Annotated in this window: 25 protein-coding genes and 2 pseudogenes; 10 read left to right on the top strand and 17 right to left on the bottom strand. The window is 74.1% G+C overall.

Features of this window, described 5'->3' with window-relative positions; translation table 11 throughout:
* Positions 1–53: 53 nt before the first annotated feature.
* A complete protein-coding gene (locus HS99_RS39545) occupies positions 54–914 on the bottom strand; it encodes an NmrA family NAD(P)-binding protein (protein ID WP_030553849.1) in 861 nt (286 codons plus the stop codon).
* Between the two features lie 238 nt (positions 915–1152).
* Between HS99_RS39545 and HS99_RS39550 the strand changes: the two genes are divergently transcribed.
* The 4 genes from HS99_RS39550 (at position 1153) to HS99_RS39565 (ending at position 3321) form a co-directional block, all read left to right on the top strand.
* Positions 1153–1809, top strand: coding sequence for a pyridoxamine 5'-phosphate oxidase family protein (locus tag HS99_RS39550; RefSeq protein ID WP_037831108.1), 657 nt, complete (start codon positions 1153–1155; stop codon positions 1807–1809).
* 187 nt (positions 1810–1996) lie between these two features.
* A complete protein-coding gene (locus HS99_RS39555) occupies positions 1997–2674 on the top strand; it encodes a DNA topoisomerase subunit B (RefSeq protein ID WP_046387216.1) in 678 nt (225 codons plus the stop codon).
* 30 nt (positions 2675–2704) lie between these two features.
* Entirely contained in the window at positions 2705–2953 is a 249-nt protein-coding gene (locus HS99_RS39560; protein WP_030289585.1) for a plasmid mobilization protein, read from the top strand.
* A complete protein-coding gene (locus HS99_RS39565; RefSeq protein WP_030289584.1) occupies positions 2950–3321 on the top strand; it encodes a hypothetical protein in 372 nt (123 codons plus the stop codon). The genes HS99_RS39560 and HS99_RS39565 overlap by 4 nt, the downstream gene beginning before the upstream one ends.
* 72 nt (positions 3322–3393) lie before the next feature.
* On the opposite strand, the gene HS99_RS39570 is transcribed toward HS99_RS39565, so the two are convergent.
* Entirely contained in the window at positions 3394–4164 is a 771-nt protein-coding gene (locus HS99_RS39570) for a Fic family protein (RefSeq protein WP_078939055.1), read from the bottom strand.
* Positions 4165–4180: 16 nt separating this feature from the next.
* A complete protein-coding gene (locus tag HS99_RS39575; RefSeq protein ID WP_232790771.1) occupies positions 4181–5158 on the bottom strand; it encodes a phosphotransferase family protein in 978 nt (325 codons plus the stop codon).
* Between the two features lie 76 nt (positions 5159–5234).
* Here HS99_RS39575 and HS99_RS48080 point away from each other — a divergent pair, with 76 nt between their 5' ends.
* The gene (locus HS99_RS48080) at positions 5235–5357 is read left to right on the top strand and encodes a hypothetical protein (protein ID WP_267885557.1); all 123 of its coding nucleotides are present in this window, start codon (positions 5235–5237) and stop codon (positions 5355–5357) included.
* A 33-nt stretch (positions 5358–5390) separates the two neighbouring features.
* On the opposite strand, the gene HS99_RS39580 is transcribed toward HS99_RS48080, so the two are convergent.
* The 3 genes from HS99_RS39580 to HS99_RS39590 all read right to left on the bottom strand — a co-directional run bounded on the left by HS99_RS39580 (position 5391) and on the right by HS99_RS39590 (position 7014).
* A complete protein-coding gene (locus HS99_RS39580; RefSeq protein ID WP_030553858.1) occupies positions 5391–6116 on the bottom strand; it encodes a class II aldolase/adducin family protein in 726 nt (241 codons plus the stop codon).
* 82 nt (positions 6117–6198) lie between these two features.
* Positions 6199–6453 carry a hypothetical protein gene (locus HS99_RS39585; protein ID WP_030289577.1) on the bottom strand — a complete coding sequence of 85 codons (255 nt, stop codon included), beginning with the start codon at positions 6451–6453 and terminating at the stop codon, positions 6199–6201.
* A gap of 159 nt (positions 6454–6612) precedes the next feature.
* Positions 6613–7014, bottom strand: coding sequence for an effector-associated constant component EACC1 (locus HS99_RS39590; RefSeq protein ID WP_050367089.1), 402 nt, complete (start codon positions 7012–7014; stop codon positions 6613–6615).
* A gap of 271 nt (positions 7015–7285) precedes the next feature.
* Between HS99_RS39590 and HS99_RS39595 the strand changes: the two genes are divergently transcribed.
* Positions 7286–8065 carry a VOC family protein gene (locus tag HS99_RS39595; protein WP_030289575.1) on the top strand — a complete coding sequence of 260 codons (780 nt, stop codon included), beginning with the start codon at positions 7286–7288 and terminating at the stop codon, positions 8063–8065.
* A 71-nt stretch (positions 8066–8136) separates the two neighbouring features.
* Here HS99_RS39595 and rox read toward each other — a convergent pair whose 3' ends face one another.
* The gene (gene rox, locus HS99_RS39600; RefSeq protein ID WP_030553868.1) at positions 8137–9567 is read right to left on the bottom strand and encodes a rifampin monooxygenase; all 1431 of its coding nucleotides are present in this window, start codon (positions 9565–9567) and stop codon (positions 8137–8139) included.
* Between the two features lie 411 nt (positions 9568–9978).
* Here rox and HS99_RS48655 point away from each other — a divergent pair, with 411 nt between their 5' ends.
* Entirely contained in the window at positions 9979–10260 is a 282-nt protein-coding gene (locus HS99_RS48655) for a hypothetical protein (RefSeq protein ID WP_370863340.1), read from the top strand.
* Here HS99_RS48655 and HS99_RS48250 read toward each other — a convergent pair.
* Entirely contained in the window at positions 10155–10445 is a 291-nt protein-coding gene (locus HS99_RS48250) for a DUF2199 domain-containing protein (RefSeq protein WP_107050785.1), read from the bottom strand. The genes HS99_RS48655 and HS99_RS48250 overlap by 106 nt on opposite strands.
* Positions 10446–10584: 139 nt before the next feature.
* Here HS99_RS48250 and HS99_RS39610 point away from each other — a divergent pair, with 139 nt between their 5' ends.
* A complete protein-coding gene (locus tag HS99_RS39610) occupies positions 10585–11064 on the top strand; it encodes a hypothetical protein (protein WP_037831105.1) in 480 nt (159 codons plus the stop codon).
* A gap of 17 nt (positions 11065–11081) precedes the next feature.
* On the opposite strand, the gene HS99_RS39615 is transcribed toward HS99_RS39610, so the two are convergent.
* From HS99_RS39615 to HS99_RS39625, 3 genes are all read right to left on the bottom strand, one after another.
* The gene (locus HS99_RS39615) at positions 11082–12809 is read right to left on the bottom strand and encodes a penicillin-binding transpeptidase domain-containing protein (protein WP_050367090.1); all 1728 of its coding nucleotides are present in this window, start codon (positions 12807–12809) and stop codon (positions 11082–11084) included.
* A 232-nt stretch (positions 12810–13041) separates the two neighbouring features.
* Entirely contained in the window at positions 13042–14079 is a 1038-nt protein-coding gene (locus HS99_RS39620; RefSeq protein ID WP_030553875.1) for an alcohol dehydrogenase catalytic domain-containing protein, read from the bottom strand.
* Positions 14080–14278: 199 nt separating this feature from the next.
* The gene (locus tag HS99_RS39625) at positions 14279–14632 is read right to left on the bottom strand and encodes a zinc ribbon domain-containing protein YjdM (RefSeq protein ID WP_030289569.1); all 354 of its coding nucleotides are present in this window, start codon (positions 14630–14632) and stop codon (positions 14279–14281) included.
* A gap of 271 nt (positions 14633–14903) precedes the next feature.
* Between HS99_RS39625 and HS99_RS39630 the strand changes: the two genes are divergently transcribed.
* Positions 14904–16145 carry a styrene monooxygenase/indole monooxygenase family protein gene (locus tag HS99_RS39630; RefSeq protein ID WP_030553877.1) on the top strand — a complete coding sequence of 414 codons (1242 nt, stop codon included), beginning with the start codon at positions 14904–14906 and terminating at the stop codon, positions 16143–16145.
* A gap of 135 nt (positions 16146–16280) precedes the next feature.
* On the top strand, positions 16281–16826 hold the full coding sequence (locus HS99_RS39635; protein ID WP_030289567.1) for a hypothetical protein: 546 nt from the start codon (positions 16281–16283) through the stop codon (positions 16824–16826).
* A gap of 78 nt (positions 16827–16904) precedes the next feature.
* On the opposite strand, the gene HS99_RS47515 is transcribed toward HS99_RS39635, so the two are convergent.
* The 6 genes and pseudogenes from HS99_RS47515 to HS99_RS48770 form a co-directional block, all read right to left on the bottom strand.
* Entirely contained in the window at positions 16905–18377 is a 1473-nt protein-coding gene (locus HS99_RS47515; RefSeq protein WP_232790725.1) for a CHAT domain-containing protein, read from the bottom strand.
* A 5-nt stretch (positions 18378–18382) separates the two neighbouring features.
* Positions 18383–18571, bottom strand: coding sequence for a hypothetical protein (locus HS99_RS45605; protein ID WP_030553881.1), 189 nt, complete (start codon positions 18569–18571; stop codon positions 18383–18385).
* Positions 18529–20937 carry a tetratricopeptide repeat protein gene (locus HS99_RS45610; RefSeq protein WP_043480867.1) on the bottom strand — a complete coding sequence of 803 codons (2409 nt, stop codon included), beginning with the start codon at positions 20935–20937 and terminating at the stop codon, positions 18529–18531. The genes HS99_RS45605 and HS99_RS45610 overlap by 43 nt, the downstream gene beginning before the upstream one ends.
* Positions 20938–20955: 18 nt before the next feature.
* A pseudogene (locus tag HS99_RS48765) lies at positions 20956–21462 on the bottom strand (tetratricopeptide repeat protein); the annotation flags it as partial.
* Positions 21345–22430 carry a tetratricopeptide repeat protein gene (locus HS99_RS45620; protein WP_157881886.1) on the bottom strand — a complete coding sequence of 362 codons (1086 nt, stop codon included), beginning with the start codon at positions 22428–22430 and terminating at the stop codon, positions 21345–21347. The gene HS99_RS45620 and the pseudogene HS99_RS48765, both read right to left, overlap by 118 nt.
* Before the next feature lie 15 nt (positions 22431–22445).
* Positions 22446–22532, bottom strand: a pseudogene (locus tag HS99_RS48770) (hypothetical protein); the annotation flags it as partial.
* Positions 22533–22553: the final 21 nt, after the last annotated feature.

Below are 22553 nucleotides of genomic sequence, written 5' to 3' on the forward strand. Positions count from 1 at the left end.
GGCGGGGCTCGGGGCGCGCCGGTGGGATCCGACCGGCGCGCCCCGGGAACGGCTCAGGCGCGGAAGGCCTCGGCGTGCTCCGCCGCGAACTCGGCGAAGGTGCGCGGCGGACGGCCGGTCAGCTTCTCCACGTCCGAGCTGACCGCCGAGGCCCGCCCGGCCGCGTACAGCCCGTACAGCTCGACCATGCCCTCGGCCCGCCACCGCTCCCAGCCCATGCCGAGCAGGCCCTCCAGAGCCACCTCGGGGGTGAGCGCGGTGTAGGCGATCGGGTGGCCGGCGACGGTGGCCAGCTGCGCGGCCAGCTCGCCGTGGGTCAGCGCCGCCGGGCCGGTCAGGGTGTAGACCGCGCCCTCGTGCCCCTCGGTGGCCAGCACCTCGACGGCGGCCGCCGCGACGTCCCGGGCGTCCACGTACGACACCGCGCCATCGCCGCCCGGCACGGCCAGGTGGCCGGCCCTGACGGTCGGCGCCGTGCCGAGGAAGTTCTGGTAGAAGCCGTTCGGGCCGAGCACCGTCCACGGCAGGCCGGAGGCCTTCAGGTGGTCCAGGCCCGCGATGTGCGCGCCGATGAAGCGCACGCCCTCCGGGCGGTACTCGATGCCGGCAGCCGCGTGCAGCACGATCCGCGGGCGGCGGCCGGTGCGGACGGCCGCGTCGACCACGTTCTTCTCGTGCTGGGCCATCTCCGGGTGGACGGCCACCAGCAGGTAGACCGTGTCGGCTCCGGCGAGGGCGGCGTCCAGCGACGCCGGGTCGGCGAAGTCGGCGGCGACCCGCTCGACGGCCTCGTCCCACTCGGCCGGGCCCTCGGACCCCGCGCGCACCAGCGCCCGGACCGACCGGCCGCGCTCACGCAGCCCCACGACCACCTTGGAACCGACCGTACCGGTGGCACCCGTCACGACGATCACGGATGTGTCTCCTCGTCCCCGTTGGCGACCCGGACCTGATTCCGCGTCAGGTGGATGATCGCAGGCGCCGGGTGGGGGATCAAGGTCGGGTCCCGCGCACACCGTGCGGGCGTGCCGACACGCACGGGGCCCTGCCGTTCCTCGACTTGGCGATGGCCGGACGCTTGGATGGATCGGGCCTGGTCACCGCCCGGACGCCGGTCCGGTGGCCCCCTGGGCGAGCCGAGGAGCCACCACCGTGAACCAACCGTCCGATCCCGACCCCACCGCCGTGGCCCGCCGGGTCGCCGAACGGCGCGAGCGGCTCGGCCTCAGCGAGGAGGACCTGGCCCACCGGGCGGCGATGGCGCCCCGCTACCTGGCCCACCTGCTCGAGGCCGGGCCCGTGTTCGACCCCGGCGGCTTCGTGCGGATCGCCGCCGCGCTCGGCGCGACCCGGGACGAACTCCTGGCGGACGGCCCCGACACCCCGCCCGGTCTCGGCGGGCCCGGTCCGCGGCCGAGGCTGCTCCACCTGACAGACGCCGAGTGCTGGGAACTGGTCGGCTCGCACGGGATCGGCCGGATCGCCCTGCCGGTGCGGCCCGGCCCGGCGGTCCACCCGGTCAACTACGTGGTCGACCGGGCCTCGTTCGCCTACCGAACGGGCGACCGGACCGGGACCGCGCCTGAGGAGGGGGCGGAGGTGTCGCTGGAGGTCGACCGCATCGACGAGTTCCAGGGTCGCGGCTGGACCGTCCTCGTCATCGGGCCGGCGCGGTACGTGGACGACCCGGAGGAGCGGCGCCACCTGGACGGCCTGCCCGGCGCGGCCCCGTGGGCGGGCGGCGACCGGCCGCGCTGGGTGCGGATCCGGCCCGCGGAGATCAGCGGCCGGCGGCTGGTGACCGGCTGAGCGCGGTGGCCGGTGCGGTCGTGCGGATGACCGGCGGGCGGCGGGCGTCGGGCGCCGGCCCAGGACGAGGGCGGGGCGGTCAGGGCGGCGCGAAGCGCGCACGCCACATCAACTTGTTTTTTTAAAAGGCGAGTTGGTGGACCAGCTGGTGGCGGGCGGCAGCTGACCGCTCGGGCATACTCGTCGGATGGACGGACGCACCAGGGCTGCCTGGACCAACACCACCCATGACTGGGCCGCCGCCGTGGACACCGGGCACCTCGCCGGGATCCGCGCGGAGGCCGCCGAGTTCGCGCCGGGCGGGGTCGAGCACCTCGTCCTGGAGGTGCTCGCCTACCCCGGCGACGAGGCGGCCGCGCGCGGCGCGGGCCGGTGCGTCGTCATCCTGCATGCCGACGGCTCGGTGTCCGTCCGCGACGACGGGCGGGGCACCGACACCCGGGTCGACGAGCACGGCGAGGTGGTGAAGAAGCCGGTCATGGCCACCAAGGACCTGCGCTTCTTCGACCGGCCCGAGGCGGAGCGTCTCCCGGACGGGCACCCGCGCCGGGGCATGTCCGTGGTCGCGGCACTCAGCTCCTGGCTGGTGCACACCAACCGCCGGCACAACGGGGCCTGGACCCAGCGCTACGAGCATGGCCTCCCGGTCACCGGCCTCGACCCGGTCGAACCCGACGGCACCACCGGCACCTCCGTGACCTTCCGGCCCGATCCGTCGTTGCTCCCGCAGAGCCCGTTGGACGCGGACCGGCTGACCCGCTGGGCGGCGCACTGGCCGGCCCTGGAGGTCCGCGTCGAGTCCGCGGTGCGGGAGGACCAGACCGGCGTCGGTGGTGGGCCCTCGCGTGGCCGGGCCGCCTTGTAGCGGCCGCTACCGACCGCTACGCTCACCGCCATGAAGCAGTTGAACGTCCGCCTGGACGACGCCGTGCACGAGGCGCTGGAGCAGCGCGCCGAGGCCGCCGGGATGAGCCTGCCGGACTACGCGCGCAAGGTGCTGGCCGAGGAGGCGGACGAGCGCCGAGAGCGCTTCCTGACCGCCGCCGCCCACTTCGCCCAGGCCTGGGGCCCGGCGTTCGAGGCGGAGTTCGGCCCGTACCCGGCTCCGGCCCCCGCCCGCGGCGCCGCGGCGGACGCCGCGTGATCCTGCGGATCGACCGGACCTGGCTGCTCGACCTCGCCCACCAGTTCCTGCCCGGCGACCCGGACGTCACCGACTACGGCACCCTTGCCGCCGCCGTCGCCCGGCACGCCGACGAGGTCATGGACGTCCCCGTCTACGGCGCGGTGCACCAGCGCGCGGCCGCGCTGATGCACCAGCTGATCCGCGTCCCCGCCCTGGAATCGGCCAACGAGCACTTCGCCGCCGTGGTCGCCGCCGCCTACCTCAGCGCCTCCGGCGTCATCGTCACCGCCGAACCCAAGCACGCCGTCGACCTCGCGGCCCGCATCCGCGCGGGCCACGCCGACGTCCGGGAGACCTCGACCACGATCCGCACCTGGTACCGCTGAGCCGACGTCCAGGATGGCCGTCGCGCGCGAGAAGTCGGACCGGCCGACTTCTCGCGCAACGGCCGGGCCCGCTCAGCCGGTTCGGCGCCGGGTCTCTACGAGGTGGCGGTTGACGAAATTGCCGAGGAACACCGGCCCCGACGGATCGGCGGCACGGTAGCTCACCCGGCGCAGCAGGCTGACGTTGTCCAGGGCGGCGCCCTCGCGGGCCAGGACGAAGACCAGGGTGAGGAAGGCGCAGCGGGCGTTGCCGTCGTCGAACGGATGGAAGAAGCACACGTCCAGGTAGGCGCGCGCGGCACGGGCCGTCAGCGGTAGGGGGCGTTCGCTGTCCGGCGCGCTCTCGGCCAGGCAGGCATCGAGACGGGCGCGGGTGTCCGGGCCGATGCCGTAGCGCTCCCGGCCTTCCTTGGCGAAAGCGGGCAGGGCGCGGAACTCCGGCGGTCGCGGGGTGCCGAGGACGAACTGCTGCCAGTGTCGGAGCAGCTCGAAGTCGAGGTCGGCGCCACGTGCGGCATCGGCCCGTACCCGGTCGAGGGCGGTCAGCAGGCCTTCCGCGCGTGCCGGATCGATGGCGGCGTCGAAGGCACGGATGTCCGCCGCGGCGCCGTCGCGGTGGATGCGGCGGATCCAGTCGAGCAGCGGTTGGTCGCTGACGCCCCGCCGGGCGCCCGGGGACCAGCACGAGGTCGGCGGCGGTGACGTCCCGGAGGGCGGCCGTGGCGAGGAGGCTGAGCGAGCCCGCGCCGTCCGTGTGGGCGCCGGGGGTGGCGGCAGCGAAGACGATGTCCGCCACCGATTTCCGCCACGCCCGCGATGATCGCAACGGTACCGGGGCGGCACGTCGGGGGACGGCGGTTCAGCGGACCAGTTCCAGGGCCCGTTTCAGGTTGTACTCGGCGATGCCCGCCATCGCCGCCCGGTCGGGGAAGTCCCCGTCCAGCAGCCGCAGCGGTCCCGCCGTCAGGGAGAGCCGCTGCGCCAGCAGGTAGAGGGCGAGCCGGTCCTCGTCCAACCCTGGTGCCTCCAACGGCGGGTAGGCCTCGTGCAGGCGGATCCGCAGGAACACGTGCTCCCACTCGACGTCGAAGTACATCGAGCCTTCCAGGTCGATCACCACGGGCTGCCCGCCCGCGTCCACCAGTACGTGGTCCGGGCCGAGTTCACCGTGCACGACGGCGTACTCCGCCCGCGGCCGCACCGCCCCCGCCAGGGCCCGCAGCCGCTCCTCCAGCCGCTCCCGGGCGCCCGCCATCCGGGAATCGCGCGCCGCCGCCTCGGCCAGGTCCCGCAGGGCACGCTCCAGCACGACCCCCTCGCACGAGCTCCCGCGCGAGGCTCTGCCCGCGTCGACCACGGCCACCTTGCCGTACGCCGGTGCCCGGTGGCCGCGCATCGCCTCCAGGGCCTCGCCGAGCCGGGCCAGCACCGGGGTGGCGGCCAGCGGATCGCGCGCGAGCAGGGACGCCAGGCTCTCGCCCGGCACGTCCTCGACGACCGCGAGATCCGCCGGGCCGTACGCACCCTCGCGGTCGACCAGCCGGATCGCCGGAACACGGACTCCGAGGCCGGCGAGGCGTGCGTGCGCCGCCTCGAACAGGTCGAGCCCGAGACCGGGGGAGAACGGGTCGGCGAGGTCGTCGTCGCCCTCGGCGGCCGGCCAGTAATTCTCGGAGTCGTCCCAGCGGTAGGCGACCGCCGTCGCCCCGTCGTCCGTCACCAGGCGGTACACGCCCTTCTTGCTGCCGCCCGCCAGCCGCTGCACGGCCGCCAGCCGTCCACCGAGGGCGGCCCGCGCCGCGCCCGACAACTGCGCCCGCACCGCTGCCGTCTCCACGAGCCACCCCTTCGTCTCCCCGATGCGCGCACCCTACCCGGTGCCGGGTGCACGGCCGCATGAGAGCCTTGCGGCGATGAGTCCCGAGGACAACGAGGCGGCGGTCGGTGAGCGGCTGCACCGGCGCGGCTGGCGCAAGGCGACGCCCGCCCGGCCGTTCGAGCAGTGGGTCGCGGAGAACGCCGCCGCCTTCCGCTGAGGCGACGGGCCTCCGGTCGGGCCGCTCCGCCGGCTACCGCCGGGTCCGGCGCTCGGTGCGCCGGACCCAGTACCGCCATCCGGCAGCGATCTGGCCGGAGGCCCAGACGAGCGCGTCCTTCTCCAGGCTCTCCTGGTGTCCGGTCCAGTGCCGAGGTCCGCCCGCCGCCCGGGCGGCCAACTGGAGGCCGCAGGCCCGTTCCAGCAGGACGGCGTACATCACGGCGTGGGCGATGTCCGGGCCGACCGTGAGCAGGCCGTGCTGCGGCATCAGGCAGGCCCGGGCCGGCCCGAGGTCGGCGGCCAGGGCCCGGCCGAGCTCCTGGGTGCGGATCAGGTTGGCGGTGGCGCCGAAGTTCGGCAGGCCGTGCTCGGCGAAGGCCACCGCGTCGTGGCTCAGCGGCCGCAACGGCTCGCCGACGGAGGCGAACGCGTTGACGGTGCCGGAGTGGGTGTGAACCGAGACCTGGACATCCGGGCGGGCGCGCATCACCTCGGTGTGGATGTGGAACTCCAGGTGCAGCGGCCCGTCACCGGAGAGTCGCTCGCCGTCCCACGAGACCAGCACCACCCGCTCCGGCTCGATCTCCTCCAGCCCCCAGCCCGCCGCCTTCATCCAGACCCCGCGGCCGCCCGGGTCGCGGACGGCCAGGTGTCCCCAGATCATGTCCCCGTGCCCGGCCTCGGCGAGCACCCGGCTGCCCAGCGCGGTGAGTTCCGCCGCCTCGTCGTCCGTCTCGGGTGCGTCGATGTTCTTCATGGCCGCTCCTCGGTTGTGTTCGTCGGCTGCCATGAAGCTACGTGGAGCAAGGCAGTTGACCGGCGGGGGTTGCTGCGGCGGCTCACTCGGTCCTCGCGCGCGCCGGGCTTCGCTGACGTAGAGGACATGGTCCGGAGCGCCGCGGCGGCCCCGTCGGGTCGCACTCGTGCAGCAGGCGCAGCAGCTCGCCGCTGAAGGCGGTGTCCGGCGCGCCGGGCGGGGCCAGCGAGAGTTCCTCCGGAGCGGCGGAGGCCAGGACGCAGTCCGCCGTCTCGGCGGTGGCGGTCAGCTCCTCGCCGAGCACGACGGGGTTCTCCGGGTCGAGCACCGTGCGCACGTGCTCCGGGCGAGGCAGCAGCGGTGGACGAGGGCCCGCCCGATCGCACGGACGGTCCCGGCGGTGGCCGGCACCGCGGGCAGAACCGAGCCGGGGGCGTGGCTGCCGGTCCCGATGACCGGGGCCCGGGCACCGGGGAGCCCCAACGGCAGACCGGTGTCACTCATCGCCGTCCGGGAGGGCGGCCGGGCCGGGGCGGTCGGCGAGCGACCGGCCCACCTCGCGGACGAGTTCGGCGACGCCGTCCGGCTCGAGGCCGTGCACCGCCGTCGCCCGCAGTTCGATCGAGCTGCCGTCCGCGCGGGTCACCCGGACCACCGTCTCGCCGCCCCGCCGCCGGACCCAGGCGATCAGGGCGCAGGTCAGGCCGGACGCGGCGCCGCCCGTACCGACCGCGACGGTGAGCACGTCGGCGCGGGTGCCCGGCGAGCCGGGCTGCGGCGGCGCGGCCTCCAGCTCGACGCGCCCCCGCAGCTCGTCCTCGGCCCGCAGCCAGGCCAGCAGGGAGGCGGCGGCGCCGCGGTCGGCGTCGGCCACACGGATTCGGAGCAGGTCGTCCACGGTCCCCCCCAGGAGTCGATGGTGCACGCTGTGTTGACCAAGCGTCACAAGAATGAGTGGTCGCGGTCAAACGCCGTGGTGGGCGGGCCGGGGGAGGGCCGGGCGGAGGGCCCGGGGCTCGCGCTGCGCCGAACGGGTGAGAGGACCCGGCCGTCCGGAGCCTCCTGGCCCGGCCGTCCGGCGCCCCTGCCGGTGGCGGCGTGTCGGGTGGCGGATCCCAGGACGGGACGGGAGGGTGACTGCCGGGGGACCACCCGAGGAAAGAGCGAGCATGCCCGAAGCCACCACCCCGTACGTGACCGGCACCCCGTGCTGGGTCGACCTGATGGCGCAGGACCAGCAGGCCGCGCTGGACTTCTACCGCGACCTGTTCGGCTGGCAGGGGCAGACCGGCCCGGACGAGTTCGGCGGGTACGCCGTCTGCCGGCTCAACGGCAAGCCGGCGGCCGGTATCGGACCGGCGATGGCCCCCGAGGGCGTGCCGGAGCCGCCCACCGTGTGGACCAGCTACCTGGCTACCACCGACGCCCAGGCCACCCAGGACGCCATCGTCGCGGCAGGCGGCACCCTGCTGGTGCCCGTGATGGACGTCGGCAACCTCGGCCGGATGCTGGTCGCCGCCGACCCGCAGGGCGCGGTGTTCGGCGTCTGGCAGGCGCTGGACTTCCCCGGAGCCGGGGTGGTCAACGAGCCCGGCGCGCTGATCTGGAACGAACTCCACACCGACGACATCGGCGGCGCGGGCGCCTTCTACGGCGAGGCCTTCGGCATCGAGGTCGTACCGGTGGAGGGCAACGACCAGTACTGGGAGCTGAAGGTCGGCGGCCGCCCCGTCGGCGGCGCCTCACTGCTCGACAACGACCCGCCCGGCACCCCCGCGCACTGGCTGTGCTACTTCGCGGTCGACGACGTGGACTCCGCCGCCGACACCGTGGTCAAGCGCAACGGCACCCTGCTCGCCCCGCCATTCGACATGGTCGCCGGCCGGATGGCCGTGGTCGCCGACCCGCAGGATGCTCCCTTCGCGATCATCAAGCCCACGGCGCAGTAGCAGCACCGCCCGCCGACCGAACCCCGGGCCCGCCGGAACCGGCGGCCGACTGATCCCCCGGCTCGGTCCGGTCAGGCGGTCGCGGCGCCGAACCAGCGGGCCAACGCCCCGTTCAGCGACTGCTGCTCGGCACCGACCCAGGCCACGTGCCCGTCGGGGCGCAGCAGGACGGCGGGGGCGTCCAACTCCTCCAGCGGGTCCACGACCCGGTCGACGCGGTCCGCCCAGCCCGCCACCGAGAGGCTGCCGCCCGTCGCGTCGAGCAGCAGCGCCCGGCCGCCGTGCATCCGCTCGTACAGGCGCCCCTGCTTCAGCCGGACGTCCCGCAGACGGCGTCCGAGCAGTTCGTGGCCCTCGCCGAGGTCGTAGCGGACCCCGACGCCGAAGACCATCTCGGTGATGTAGCGGTTCACCTCCTCGAAGTCCATCAGGGTGGAGAGCAGCTCCCGCAGCGCGACCGCGCCCGGTTCGGCGCCCAGCAGGGTCATCTGCGCCCGGGTGTTGGCCAGGACGCGGGCGCCCACCGGGTGGCGTTCGGCGTGGTAGCTGTCCAGCAGGTCGGCGGGGGCGTGGCCCCGCACGGCGGCCGCGAGCTTCCAGCCGAGGTTGTAGGCGTCCTGGATGCCGAGGTTGAGGCCCTGGCCGCCGGTGGGAGGGTGGATGTGCGCGGCGTCACCGGCGAGGAAGGCCCGGCCGAGCCGGTACTGCTCGGCCTGCCGGGTGGCGTCGCCGAAGCGGGAGAGCCAGCGGGGCGAGTGCGCCCCGAAGTCGGTGCCGGCGATGGCGCGCAGCTGCTGCCGGAACTCCTCCAGGGTGGGCGCCTCGGCCCGGTCCTCGGCCACGTCCGTGGCGGGCACGATCACCCGGTACGCCCCCTCGCCCCGGGGGATGGCGCCGAAGCGCAGCTCGGTGCGGCGGACCTCGGTGACGACGGCCTCGATCGTCGCCGGGTCCTCGGCCAGCGACAGCTCGCCGAGCAGGGTGTCGACCCGGGACGGTTCCCCGGGGAAGGCGATGCCGAGCTGCCGGCGCACCGTGCTGCGGCCGCCGTCGCAGCCGACCAGGTAGCGCGAGCGCAGCCGGGTTCCGTCCGCCAGCTCGACCGTCACCGCGTCCTCGTCCTGGCTGAGACCGGTCGCCTCCTGGCCGCGCCGGATCTCGGCGCCGAGGTCGAGCGCGTACTCGTGGAGCAGCCGCTCGGTGACCGGCTGCTCCACGGTCAGGCCGTACGGGTGGGCGGTGTCCATGGTCTCCGGCCACGGCTTGTGGATGTGGCCGAAGAAGCCGCCGACCTTGAACTTCCCGCCCACCGCGAGGAACCGGTCGAGCAGGCCGCGCTGGTCCATCATCTCCACGCTGCGCACGTGCAGCCCCTGGCCGCGGGACTCCCCGGTCGGCTCGGTCAGCCGCTCCAGCACGACCACCTGCACGCCCTGCAGCCGCAGCTCGATCGCCAGCATGAGGCCGGTCGGCCCGCCGCCGACCACGATCACATCGATCATCGGTACATCCCCCAGTGAGTTGGAACAGAAGAGGCCGGTGGAGGCCGGCGAAGCCCGGCAAGTCGGGACACCGGCGCAGGTAGGGAGCGAACCACGCAATTCGCCGGGTTCCGGCCCAGGGCGACGATTGTGCGGCCTCCGGGGGGCCTTGCGGCAAGGCCCCCCGGAGGGGATACTTTGGTAGTGGCGAGGAGTCCCTGATCTCCTCGCCTTCGTCGTTCGTGGCCTTGTCCCCGACGCGGCCGGACTGTGCGCCGGAGGCTCCCGCACTGGCCTCGGTCGCCTGGTCGCCCGTCTCAACGCCGAGTTCGACCGGCGGAGCACGCCGATGCCGTGGCTGAGGATGTCCGATTCGCCCCAGGCAATCGACGGTTGGTGGCGCAGACGGCGCCGATCAGGATCGAGAGGCTCATGCCCCGTGAGGCCGAGCCCCGGGACCGGGTGGCATCCATCGAGCTGCTTGCCTCGCCGCAGGTGCACAGCTACCTCGGCCGCCCCCGCTCGCGCGACGAGCTGGAGGGCGAACTGCCCGAGGTGCCCGAGCGGTGGCCCGGGCGCCTTCCCGGTGACGATCGACTGAGGGGGCGTCAGGCGCGGCCGTCACCAGGTAGCGGAGCTTGTGACCGTCCGTGGCGCTCGCCGACCGGGCGGGTGTGGGCCATGGTCTTCAGGTTGATCGTGCTCGGCGAGTAGATCGGCAACTCCGTTGTCAGCCGACCGAAGTACGGCGGTTCCGTCTCGCGGCCCTCGGTCTCCCGCAGTTCGGTGGCGCGGGCGAAGTCGGCCTGGCTCAGCGCGAGGCGCCGGGGCGGAGAAGTCGAGCGGGAGTTCGTCGTGGTGCCGGTTGCAGCAGGTGCAGGTGTAGCCGAGATGATCAGACATGCAGGGGAGCTTGCGGGCCGCCACTGGCCGTGTTCTTCCGGGTGGGTTGATGACGAACGAAGCGGAAGCGGCCGACTGCGGGCGCCCCGGTCCTGCTAGCGTGGCGCGGGAATCCGCGGTGATGGGAGTACGGGCGTGGCGGGCGGGCATCGGTGGCTGCTGGACGAGACGCCCTGGCCGGAGCAGGCGCGGTTGGGGTACGGCGCGTTGGTGGAGCTGGTCACGCCCGAGCCACGGGTGCCGGACCTCGGATGGCTCGGGGACGGGCTGGTCGGCACCCGGGGGGTGGTGGTCGGCTGCGAGGTCGAGGGGGACGGCCCGGTCTACGGGGTGGTGACCGAGGACGGGAGCCCGTGGCGGCTGGGGCCGGAGTTCCTGGCCGCGTTGGGTGGCTGCCGGACGGACCTGCCACCGCGCTACCGCAGCGATCTGCCGGAGGGCACCCGGGTGCGGATCCTGGCCGGCCCGGCCCCGGAGGGCGGGCCGGCCGGGGCCGTCGGGCGGGTCACCGGGCTGTGGTGGGAGAGCGCGCTGGAGCCGCCGATGGGGTACACCGTCGAGGTGGGCGACTACACCCACTGCGTGACCCCGGAACAGGTCGAACTGCTCCGGTAGTGCTCTGTCAGGTGGCGTCAGCCCTTGCCGCCGCCCGCCTTCAGGACCTGGGCGGCGGCCACGCCCGCGGCGCTGTTGCCGTGGCCGCCGCCCTCGACCTCGGCGGCGACGGCGAGGTCGTTGCGGTAGGCGATGAACCAGCTGTTGGTGGCCTGCGAACCGGCCTCCACGGTGCCGGTCTTGGCGCCGATCTGACCGCTCAGCCCGGACATCGGGGCCTGGGCAGTGCCCTGGGTCACGGTCCGGGCCATCATCGAGCGCAGGCTCTGGGCGACGTCGGCGGGCAGCCGGCCGGGGGCCGTCACGCGCTTGGCGTCCTCCCGCAGCACGGGCTGGCGGAACGTTCCGCTCTGCACGGTGGCGGCGACCGAGGCCATCAGCAGCGAGTTCACCTGGATCTGGCCCTGGCCGATGTACTCGGCCGCCGCCTCGTCCTTGTTCCCCGGCGCCGGGATGGTGGCGTCCCGGCTGGGGATGCCGATCCGCCACTGCAGGCCGAGGCCGAACTGGTCGCGGGCGACCGACGCCAGGGTGCCGGGCTGGAGCTTCTCCAGGCCCTTGTCGATGAACCCGGTGTTGCAGGAGTGGATGAAGTCGTCGCTGAGGGTGTAGTCGAGGTGGCTGCCGGGCTCGTCGTTGTGCCAGGTCCGGGGGGAGTTGGTGGTCTCCTTGCAGGGCGCCGCCGTGTCCGGGGTCATCCCGGCCTGGAGGAGCGCGGCGGAGGTGATCACCTTCATCGTCGAACCGGGCGCCTGCCCGCCGCCGACCGCCCGGTTGAACTCGCCCTGCGGGGCGAAGGCCATCGCGAGGATGTTCCCGGTGCTCGGCTGGACCGCGACCAGGGAGGCGGGCTTGCCACCCGCCGACTGCTGCTTCACCGCGTCCTCGGCGACCTGCTGGAGATCGGCGTCCAGGGTGAGCTTGACCTGTGGCGCGCTCGGCGGGGCCAGCACGAACAGCTGCTCCGCCTCCTGCGAACCGCCGCCGCTGAGCACCACGGCCTGCCCGGTGACGACCTTCGCACCGTCGGGCGGCGCGATCTGCGGCAGCACGGACCGCAGTGACGGGAACGAGTCCAGCGGCCGGCCCTTGCGGTCGGTGGGCTTGGACACCGGGTTGGGCAGGGTCTTCACGGCGAGCGTCTTCCCCGCACCGAGCTTCGGGTGGATCACCGCCGGCGCCCAGCGGACCAGGATGCGCCCGTCCGCGGCGCGCACGACGCCCAGCGTGCTGTCGTACTCCCAGGCCTCCGAGGTGCCGTCGAACTCGGCCCGAACCCGGTAGCCGACGGCCGGCTCGCTCGGCGTGCCGGTGGCGGCGGCGCCCGTCCCGGTCAGCGTGAGCTTACGGGCGGAGACCCCGTCGTGGAACGAGGTCAACGCCATCCGGGCGGCTTCCGGGCGGTCGGTCAGGCCGGCCGCGACCGTGAGGTCCCCGCGGCCCCAGGCCGCCAGGAAGTCCTTGGCGACGGCGTCGGCCTCCGCGGCGGTGGGCGGCGTCTGAGGCCCCTGCGAGACCGTCGCGTCCGCACCGGCCCCCTTGTCGGAGGAGCCGCCGGACACGGCGCTCACCACGTTGTGGGCGCCGTACCCGCCGACCACCACCAGTGCGGTGAACACCCCGCCGATCGCCACCAGCCAGACCCGGCGGGACCGCGGGCGGCGCGGGGCCTCCTCGTGGTCGTCGAGGACGAGGTGCTCGTCGTGGTCCTGTTCCGGGTACCGCTCGTCGTGTTCTCGGTACATGCTGCTTCGTCCCCCCTGCGTACTTCGGTGTGTGCCGCCCGCCCCTCCCGGATGCGCCGCACGCTCGGACACCGCCGGGCCGTTCGGGCCCGGACAGCCTATGCGGCGGCGGCCCACCGGTCGACAGCGGGGGCTTTGCGAGCGCTTGACCTGCGGAACCGCCGGTACGGCGGGTGGGCGCGGGTAGCCCGGTACGGGCGACGCGGGCGGCTGCGGGCGGGCCGGTACGGCCTCAGCGGCCGGTGGTGACGACCATGCGGAACCGCGCCCGCCCGTTGGTCATCTTCGCGACGGCGGCTCCGGTCTGCTCCAGCGGAAGCTCCTCGATCCAGGCCCGCACCCCGGTCCGGGCGGCGAAGCGCAGGGTGTCCTGGATGTCGACGGCGGCGCCGGAGGAGTGGGCGTAGATCCGGCGGTCACCGTTCAGCAACTGCAGCGGGCTGACGGCGAGGCGGTCGGGGGACACCCCGACGATGACGAGTTCGCCGCGGCGGCCCAGGCCGTCGATGGTGGCGGACATGGCGTCGGCGTCGGTGACGGTGGCCAGAACCACCTTGGCGCCACCGAGCGCCTGGAGGACGTCCGCGACGCTCCCGGCGGTGCTGTCGACGTAGTGGTCCGCGCCGAGTTCGTGGGCCAGCGGCTCCTTCTCCGAACCGCGGGCGATCGCGACCGTGCGGAAGCCCATCGCGTGGGCGAACTGGACGCCCAGATGGCCGAGGCCGCCCAGGCCGAGGATCGCGACCGTGTCGCCGGGGCGGGCGGCGGCGCGGCGCAGGGCGTTGAAGACGGTCACACCGGCGCAGGCCAGCGGTGCGGCCTCGGCGGCGGTCAGCTCGTCGGGCACGGCCGCGAGGGCGTCGGCGGGCACGATGACGGAGTCGGCGTAGCCGCCCGGGTACGCGGCGCCGGGGACCTGCAGCAGGGCGCAGTGGATGGCGTCGCCGGAGCGGCAGGCGTCGCAGCGCCCGCAACTGCCGCCGAACCAGCCGACGGCGACCCGGTCGCCGACCTTCCAGCCCTGCACGCCGTCGCCCAGGGCGTCGATCTGGCCCGCGATCTCGTGACCGGGAGTGACCGGGAAGGTGGTGCCGGGCAGCATGCCGGCGGCGATCAGCAGGTCGGAATGGCACACACCGCAGGCCTCGACGGCGATGCGGACCGCACCGGGACCGGGATCGCGGAGCGGGACCTCGACCAGCTCGGGCGCCGCCCCCGGCGCGGCGACCTGAACGGACCGGACGGCGGGGGTGGGGGTGGTGGCAGCCATGAGGGGTCCTTCGTCATGGGAGGGCGACGCGGGGCGGGGCCCGCACGCGCTGACCACACCAGCTTGATACGTCCGCCAGGGGTTGGCCACGCACTGCCGGTCCGACGACGGGTCCACCGTGGGCGGGCGTCCGCTCACGCCGCAGGCCGGACGCGGCCACCGCGACCGGCCTGCGGGGCCGGCCGTCCGTCCCGGCGGCTCAGGCCTTCTTCACCACACCGGACTTGAGCTGCATCGCCCCGAAGCCCTCGATCCGGCAGTCGATGTCGTGGCCGTCCACTCCGTCGACCAGGCGGATGTTGCGGACCTTGGTTCCGGCCTTGATGCCCGAGGCGCTGCCCTTGACCTTGAGGGCCTTGACGACGGTCACGGTGTCGCCGTCGCTCAGCACGTTGCCGACCGAGTCCTTGATCACGCGCTCGCCGGCACCCGCCTGGGCGTCGGGGTCGGCCGGAGCCCACTCGTGGCCGCACTCCGGGCAGACCATCAGGGCGTTCATCTCGTAGGTGTACTCGCTGGAGCACTGCGGGCACGGCGGGAGGGTGTCGCTCATGGGCTCTGGCTGTCCTGTTCTGTCCGTTCGGCACGGCGTCGGCGGCTGGTCAGCCTCTATGAAATTGAAGAATTTTTCAAATCGCTATCCCGGTTCCCCGGCCGCCCCGGCCGCCCCCGGCCGCCCCCGGCCGCCCCCCCGGCGCCTGCCCGGCGCGCGTCCGCCCCGTCCGCGCCGTGGACGCGGACGCTCCGGGCTGATATCCAGTCCACTGCCAACCGGGTGGAGCGGGCGCCCCCGGGCCGGACGGACCACCAAGGAAGCAGGGGCGATGCGCAGGATCCTGATCGTCGGCGCCGGGCAGGCCGGCCTCCAACTGGCCCTCGGGCTGCAGTCCCACGGCTACGACGTCACGTTGCTGACGGACCGTGATGCACAGGAGGTGCGGGGCGGGCGGGTGCTGTCCACCCAGTGCATGTTCGACTCCGCGCTGCGCACCGAGCGCGCCCTCGGCCTCGACCTGTGGGCCGGGCAGGCCCCCCGGATCGAGGGGGTCGGGGTGTCGGTCGGCGGGCCGGAGTCGGCCCCGGTGATCGACTGGGTCGGGCGGCTGGACGCCTGCGCCCAGTCGGTCGACCAGCGGCTGAAGACGTCCACCTGGCTGGACGCCTTCGCCGCCCGTGGCGGCCGGGTGGAGGTGCGGCAGGTGAGCGCCGCCGACCTCGAGCACCTCGCCGGCTCGTACGACCTGGTGCTGGTCGCCTCCGGCAAGGGCAAGCTGGCCTCGCTGTTCGAACGCGACGAGGAGCGGTCCCCGTACCAGCGGCCGCAGCGCGCCCTGGCCGTGAGCTACGTGTACGGGCTCGCGCCGCGCCCCGAGCAAGACTTTCCGGTGGTGCGCTGCAACCTGGTGCCCGGCATCGGCGAGTTCTTCACCATGCCGGCCCTGACGGCCGCCGGGCCCTGCGACATCCTGTTCTGGGAGGCGCAGCCGGGCGGCCCGGCGGATGCCTTCGACGGCATCCACGACCCGGCCGAACACCTGAGGGTGATGCTGGAGTTGATGAAGACCTTCACACCTTGGGAGTACGACCGCGCCCGCTCCGGCGTCGAACTCACCGACGCCGGAGCGACCCTGGCGGGCCGCTTCACCCCGGTGGTCCGCCGTCCGGTCGGGGAACTCCCCGGTGGCGAGGCGGTGTTGGGAGTCGCCGACGTGGTCGTCACCAACGACCCGATCACCGGCCAGGGCGCCAACAACGCCGCCAAGTGTGCCGCCCTGTACCTGGAGGCGATCCTCGCGCACGGCGACAAGCCCTTCGACCGGGACTTCCAGCAGTCCGCCTTCGACCGCTTCTGGGCGGACACCGCCCGGGCCGTGACCACCTGGACGAACGCGATGCTCGCCCCAGCGCCCCCGCACGCGGTGGAGCTGTTCGCCGCGGCCGGTGAACTCCCCACCGTGGCCGACCGGTTCGCGAACTGCTTCAACGACCCGGCGGATGTGGAGGGGTGGCTGCTCGACCCGGAGAAGGCGGCCGCCTACCTGGCCTCGGTGGCACCGCGGGGCTGAGCGTCGGACGTGTCACGGTGAGGTCAAGGTCTCGCCAAGTTCCGCCCGGGAGCGTCGTGATCATGGTGGGTTCGTGTCAACCCCGGCCCGCCGGGGGACATCTACGCACAGAACGCGAGCATCAGGAGACATGTGGTGGCGGTCGACGGCAGCAACATGGCGCACGCTGTGATCGAGACGGCGGTGAAGGAACGCACGCGGCTGCAGACCGGTCGCAGCCGGGCGACAGCGCTCGTGGTGCTGGTCCTCCTGGCGGGCCTCGGTCTCTTCCTGGCGCTGGTGGTCGGCAAGTCCGACCCGACCAGCGCCCCGACCTGCAACGGGACGACCATGACCCGGAACGACGAGTGCCGGATCTGGTCCAACCACGGCGGTGGGGGCACCTACGGCTACCAGGAGATGATCGACCGCCGCGAGTCCGGCAAGGGCGTGTGGCAGGTGGTCGGCTTCGTCGGCACCGGCCTGTCCGTCGTCCTGATGGGCGTGGCGGTCACCAAGCTCAACCCCGAGCGCCCCTGGGGCAAGCCGGTCACCGCCGTCTGCCCGCGCTGCTACCAGCCCAACCTACGGGAGAAGTTGACCGTGCACACCATCTCCCGGGGGCGGACCAACTACCGCTACAGCGGCATCGTCACACTCTGCACCCCGGTCTGCGGCTTCAGCGCGGTGCGCCAGCGCTGACAGCGCTGACAGCTGCTGCTCGCCCGTGGAGCGTGGAGCTCGCGGGCGAGCCGCTCGCCCGCGTTCCTGAGCACGCCCTCAGCGGGAGTGGGAGGCGAGGCTGAGGAGCAGGTGGGCGGACTCCGGGTGCTGGAAGTCGGAGTGGGCGCCGGAGGGGTGGAGGCGGGTGGCCAGGCCGCCCCGGTAGACGTGCCCGGCGTCGATGTTGACGATCGGGTGGTCGAGGTCGGCGTGCGGGTACGGGGAGTCGGTGGGGCGCAGCCGGGTGCTGAACTGGGCGACCGGCGCGGAGCCCGTACCGGAGTGGCCGATGCCGGGGCGGCCCTCGGCGCGCAGGTGCCAGAAGCCGGTGGCGCGGTCCCAGCGGGAGTGGGTGAGGACGAGCGGGCCGCGCAGAGGGGCGCCGGCCCGGCCGGGGCCGAGGAAGAGCCGGGGGAACAGCCGGTCGAAGGCGTCCCGGGGAGCGGCCATCTGGAACACGAGCGCGCTGTCGACGGCCGCCGCCGACTGCCCGGTGTGGCAGGCGTTCAGCAGCACGAAGGGCCGGAAGACGGCGTCCGGCCGGTCGAGGTGTCGGCGGCGGTGGCGGCGCACCAGCTCGGCGTCGATGTGCCGGTCGTCGGAGAGCCGGACGGCGAGCTGCTCGTACGGGGAGTCGTTGGCGACGAACTGGCCGTGGCACCAGAAGTACATGACGTCCTCGTCCAGCACGGCCGCGGACAGCGCCTTGAGCAGCAGGTCCGAGTCGGTGCGCACGGTCAGCTGGGAGCGGTCCTCCAGGAGCTTGCGGACCTCGGGGGCCCGGCCGATGCCGGTGAGCTGGTCGTCGGTGTTCAGGCTGGTGACGGGTCTGGTGCGGGCGGAGTTGGGCGGCTGGATCGGCGGGTAGGCGGCGCCGGTCTGCTCGATCTGGTGGCGGTGGCCGAGGAAGTCCGCCCAGGGGTCGGACGGGTCACCGTCCACGGCGAGCATCGGCCAGGGGAGGTGGAGGTCGGAGTCGAACCTGATCCGCAGGGAGTCGAGCTCGGTGAGGGTGCGGTTGAGGTATTCGCGGAACAGGACCAGGCTGCGATCGCTGCCCTCGAACATCGTCTCCAGGAAGTACCGGCCCTCTTCGGCGAGTTCGGCGACCTTGCGCTCGGCGACGGCGGCCAGCGGGGAGAAATCGACGGTGCTCGCGAAGGGGTACGGGTTCAGCGGGTCGGGATCGTAGCCGATCAGGCGGTCGCGCCAGACGGTGCGCAGCCGGGCGGCGAGGTGCAGGAGCTTGGGCGCGGAGATGGTCAAGCCGGCCCGGTGCATGCGGTTCCCGGGGGTGCGCTCGCCCGTCCGGAAGGCCGAGACCTGCAGGTCGTCGCCGTTGCGGCGGAGGGAGACGACGAGGTCCAGCGGGTCCGGGCCCTCGGCCGGGCGATCGATCACGCGCGGGCGTGCGAACGGGCCCGAGCCGGTGCGCGAGGCCGCGGTCACCACCTGGTAGGCGGGCTGGGGCAGCCGGGTGTAGTCGGCGGAGGGGTTCTGCCGGATCTCGACCTGGAGTTCCCGGGGCACGTCGACTACTCCTGATCCTGGGTGGCGCGGGGACCGGCGGCCGGTTCGGCCGCCGGGACGTCGATCACGACGGACAGGTCCTGGAGGACATGGCCGTGGCCCCGGTGGAGGACGGTGATCCGCAGGGTGTACGGGCCGGGCGCGGACGGCGTCAGCGTGAACCGGGCGGGCTCGCGGCCCGGGTCGTAGTCCATGACGGGCGGATCGAGCACGGCATCGCCGGCCACGGCGAGGACGAGCCGGAGGCGGGGGAGGTAGCCGTAGTTGATGCGGGTGGCGCCGCCGGCGGGAAGGAGGCGCAGCTCCAGATCGGTGGTGGCGCCCACGGCGGGCTCCTCCAACAGGGTGAGGCGGGGGCGCCAGGCGGGCCGGAGCTGGATGGGCCGGGCGGCGCGGCGCGGCGGGCGGGGGCGCTGCCGGGCAGCGGGGCGGCCGGGGTCCGGCCGAGCTGGGCGCCGGCGGCTGCGGGAGGCTTCGGCGGGCGCTCCTGCTCCGGTTCGGTCTCCGGTGCGGTGCGGTGCGGTGCGGTGCGGTCGAGTCGGGCCAGCGCGGTTCGCGCCTCGGCCGCCAGCGGGTGTCCCGGGTCCATCAGGGCCTCCCGCCCGGTGCACACCGCCGCCAGCAGCTCCCGGGCGGCGTCGCGGCGCCCGGCCGCCACCAGGGCGTGGGCCAGTCCGACGGCCAGCGAGGGGAACACCGGGAGCGGCCCGGGGCGTTGGGCGCCGATGCTGACGGCGACGTCGTGGGCGTCCGCGTGGCCGGCCAGCAGCACGGCGGTCGGCGAGGCGTACCCGACGGTGGTCCGGTCGGCGATGATGCGCTCGTACACCTGGACGGCGCCGTCGGCGTCCCCGGCCCGGAGCCGGGCGTGCGCGAGGCTCCGGCGGACGTCCAGGGTCGGTCGGCTGCGCGGACCGGCGCTCTCGGCGCAGGTTTCGGCGAGCTCCTCCAACCGGACGACGGCCCGCAGCGGGCGGGTGCCCTCGGCCAGGAGGAGCGCGTGGGACGTCCGGGCGGTGACGGTCGCCTCGTCCGGGCCGCCCAGGGCGGCGGTGGCGGTGGTGGCGAGGCCGCCGACCAGCCGCAGGGCCGCCTGCTGCTCCCCGGTGAGGTGAAGTGCGTAGGCGAGGACGCATCCGGCGTGGACCAGGTCGGGCAGGCCGGGACCGCTGGGCCCGTCCCAGTCGTCGGCCATCGGGGACAGTTCGGCGACGGCCGCGTCGAGCGCACCGCTGAGGATCAGGGCCTTGCCGAGGTCGCGCCGGAGTTCCCGGACGGTGGAGTGCTCGGGCCCGAGCGCCTCGCCGGCGAGGGCGAGCGCGTCGCGGTAGTACGCGGCCGCCTCGGCGTGCCGGCCGGCGTCGAAGAGGTTCCGCGCGATGCTGTCCCGGACGTCGAGGGTGTCCGGGTGGTCGGCTCCCAGGACCCGGCCGCGGTCGGCCAGGACGGACTGGTACATGACCTGGGCGCGGTGGTGCCTCCACCCGTGGCGGAGGGCGTGGGCCAGGTTGGAGCGGGCGGTCAGTGCGGCGGGGTGGTCGGGGCCGTGGACCCGCTCGTGGTCGGCCACGAGCGCCTGCGATTCAGCGACCTCCTGGTGATGACGTCCGGCGAGGCGGCGGATGTAGGCGAGTTCGGCACGCTCGTCGAGGGTGCTGGGATGGTCCGGGCCCTGACTGCGCGTCCGATCGGTGACCAGTCTTGCGAGGAGGTCGCCGGCACGGTCGAGCTCGCCGGTCTCGCGGACCTCCTGGGCCAGCAGGGAGCGCTCGAGGAAGCGGTCCGGGTGCTCCGGCCCGTGGACGCGGGCGGAATCCGTGGCCAACTGCTCCCGGTCGGCGACCGCCCGACGGTGCAGTCCGGCGAACCCACGATCGGTGGCGAGGATGCTCCGGGCGGTGAACACGGCCGGATGGTCGGGGCCCTGGATGCGGATCCGATCGCGGACCAGGGCTTCGTTGAGCCGGATGCTGCGCAGATGGTTGCCGGAGGTCCGGTGGGTCCAGGCGAGCAGAAGACGGGTGTTGAGGGTCTCCGGGTGGTCCGGGCCGGCGATCCGCACGCGGTCGGCCAGCAGCGTCTCGAACAGTTGCAGAGCCTGCCGGAGATTGCCGGCGGCGCGGCAGGAGGTGGCGTGACACTGCCGGGCGTGCAGGGTCTCCAGGTGATCGGATCCGAGGATCCGTGCGCGGTCGGCTGCCAGCGCGTCGAACAGTTCACCGGCGAGGCGGTGATCTCCCGCGCTGTCCCGGGCGAACGCGTGCCACCAGCGGGTGTCGAGCGTTCCCCAGTGGTCCGGGCCCTGGATCCGACAGCGGTCGGCGATCAGGGCGACGAAGGCCTCGGTGGCGCGACGGTGATCGCCCGCCTGCGCGTACGAGCGGGCCAGGTCCTGGCGGATCTCCAGCGTCTGCGGGTGGTCCGGCCCGTTGATCCGGGTGTGATCCGCCGCCAGCGATGCGAATTCGGCGAGGGCCAGGGCGTGTTCGTCGGACTCCCGCCATGCGGAGGCCCGTTCGCGGCGGCAGTGCAGCGTACTGGGATGGTCCGGCCCGAACACCCGGATGTGGTCGGTGACCAGGCCTTCGAACAGTGCGGCGGCCCGGTGGCGGTCACCGGCGGACCAGCAGGTGGACGCCTGCCAGACCAGTACGCCGAGAGTGCTGGGGTGGTCCGGTCCGAGCGTCCTGGCGTAGTCGCGCGCGAGGGGTTCGAGCAGGGACAGGGCTCGGCGGTGGTCGCCGGCGTTCCGGCAGGCGAGGGCGTGAGCGAAACGGGTGAAGAGGGTCTCGAAGTGGTCGGCGCCCTGGGTGCGGGTGCGGTCGGTGACGAGTGATTCGAGCAGGTGGGTCGCGCGGCGGTGATCGCCGGCGTTCCCGTGGGCGGTGGCCGTCCACTGGCGGGTGGAGAGGGTATCGGGGTGGTCGGCGCCCTGGAGCCGGATCCGATCGTCCAGTAGTGACTCGATCAGTTCGATCGCGCGGCGGTGGTGGCCGGCGCTCTGGTAGGCCGAGAAGCAGTTGGCACGAGCGTCCAGGGTGTCGGGGTGGTCCGGCCCGTTGACCCGGGTGTGATCGGCGACCAGCGCGTCGTGCAGTCCCAGGGCGTGGTTCTGCTCGTCGAGGAGCAGGCCTCGTCGACGGACCGGGCCAGCCGCAGCCGGGCGTCGAAGGTCTCGAAGTGCTCGGGGCCGTTGATGCGCAGGCGGTCGGCGACGAGTTGCTCCCGTACGGCGAGGGCCTCGCGCGGGCGGCCGGCGGCGTTCAGGGCGCGGGCGAGGCCGGAGCGCTCCTCCAGGGTGCCGGGGTGGTCGGGGCCCTGGATCCGGACCCGGTCGGCCACCAGGCGCTTCAGTTCCTCGACTTCGAGGGCGGGCAGGCCGGCGATGCGCAGCGCGAACCCCAGGAAGCTGCGCTCCTCCAAGGTGTCGGGGTGGCGCTCGCCCTGGATGCGGGCGCGGTCGCGGACCAGGGCCCGGTGCTGCTCGACCGCGCGGCCGGGAGTACCCGCCTCCCGGTGGGCGCGGGCCAGGCCGCTGCGCGCGTTGAGCGTGTGGGGGTGGTCCGGGCCGAGGACCCGGGTGTAGTCGGCGACGAGCTCGCCGAACCGGGTGACGGCGAGGGCGGGATGGCCGGACTTGCGGTGGAGGGAGGCCAGGCGCTTGCGCGCGTAGAGGGTCTGCGGGTGGTCCGGGCCCTGGACCCGGGTGCGGTCCGCGACGAGGGTCTCGAAGGCGGCGATCGCCGCGAGGTGGTCGCCCGCGTCGGAGTGGGCGGCCGCGAGCCAGCCGCGACTGTTCAGGGTGTCGGGGTGGTCGGCACCCAGCACACGGGTCCGGTCGGCGACCACCTGCTCGTACCGGCGGATCGCCAATTCGTGTAGACCGGCAGCGAGTTGGGCGAAGGCGAGGCCGCTGCGCCGGGTCACCACCTCCGGGTGGTCCAGGCCGAGCACCCGCTCCGCGTCGGCCACCAGCCGCTCGTACTCGGCGACCGAGTCCCGGTGCTCTCCGGCCACCTGGAGGGCGTACGCCAGGCTCGCCCGGCTGTGCATCGTTTCGGGGTGGTCCGGTCCCAGCACCCGAGCCCGATCGGCGACGACGGCCCGGAACTCCGCGATGGCGAACTCGTGTCGGCCGGCCCTGCGGTAGGCCTGGGCGAGCGTGTGCCGGTCGGC

This window comes from Kitasatospora aureofaciens, assembly GCF_001188955.3.
Classification (GTDB): Bacteria; Actinomycetota; Actinomycetes; order Streptomycetales; family Streptomycetaceae; genus Kitasatospora; species Kitasatospora aureofaciens.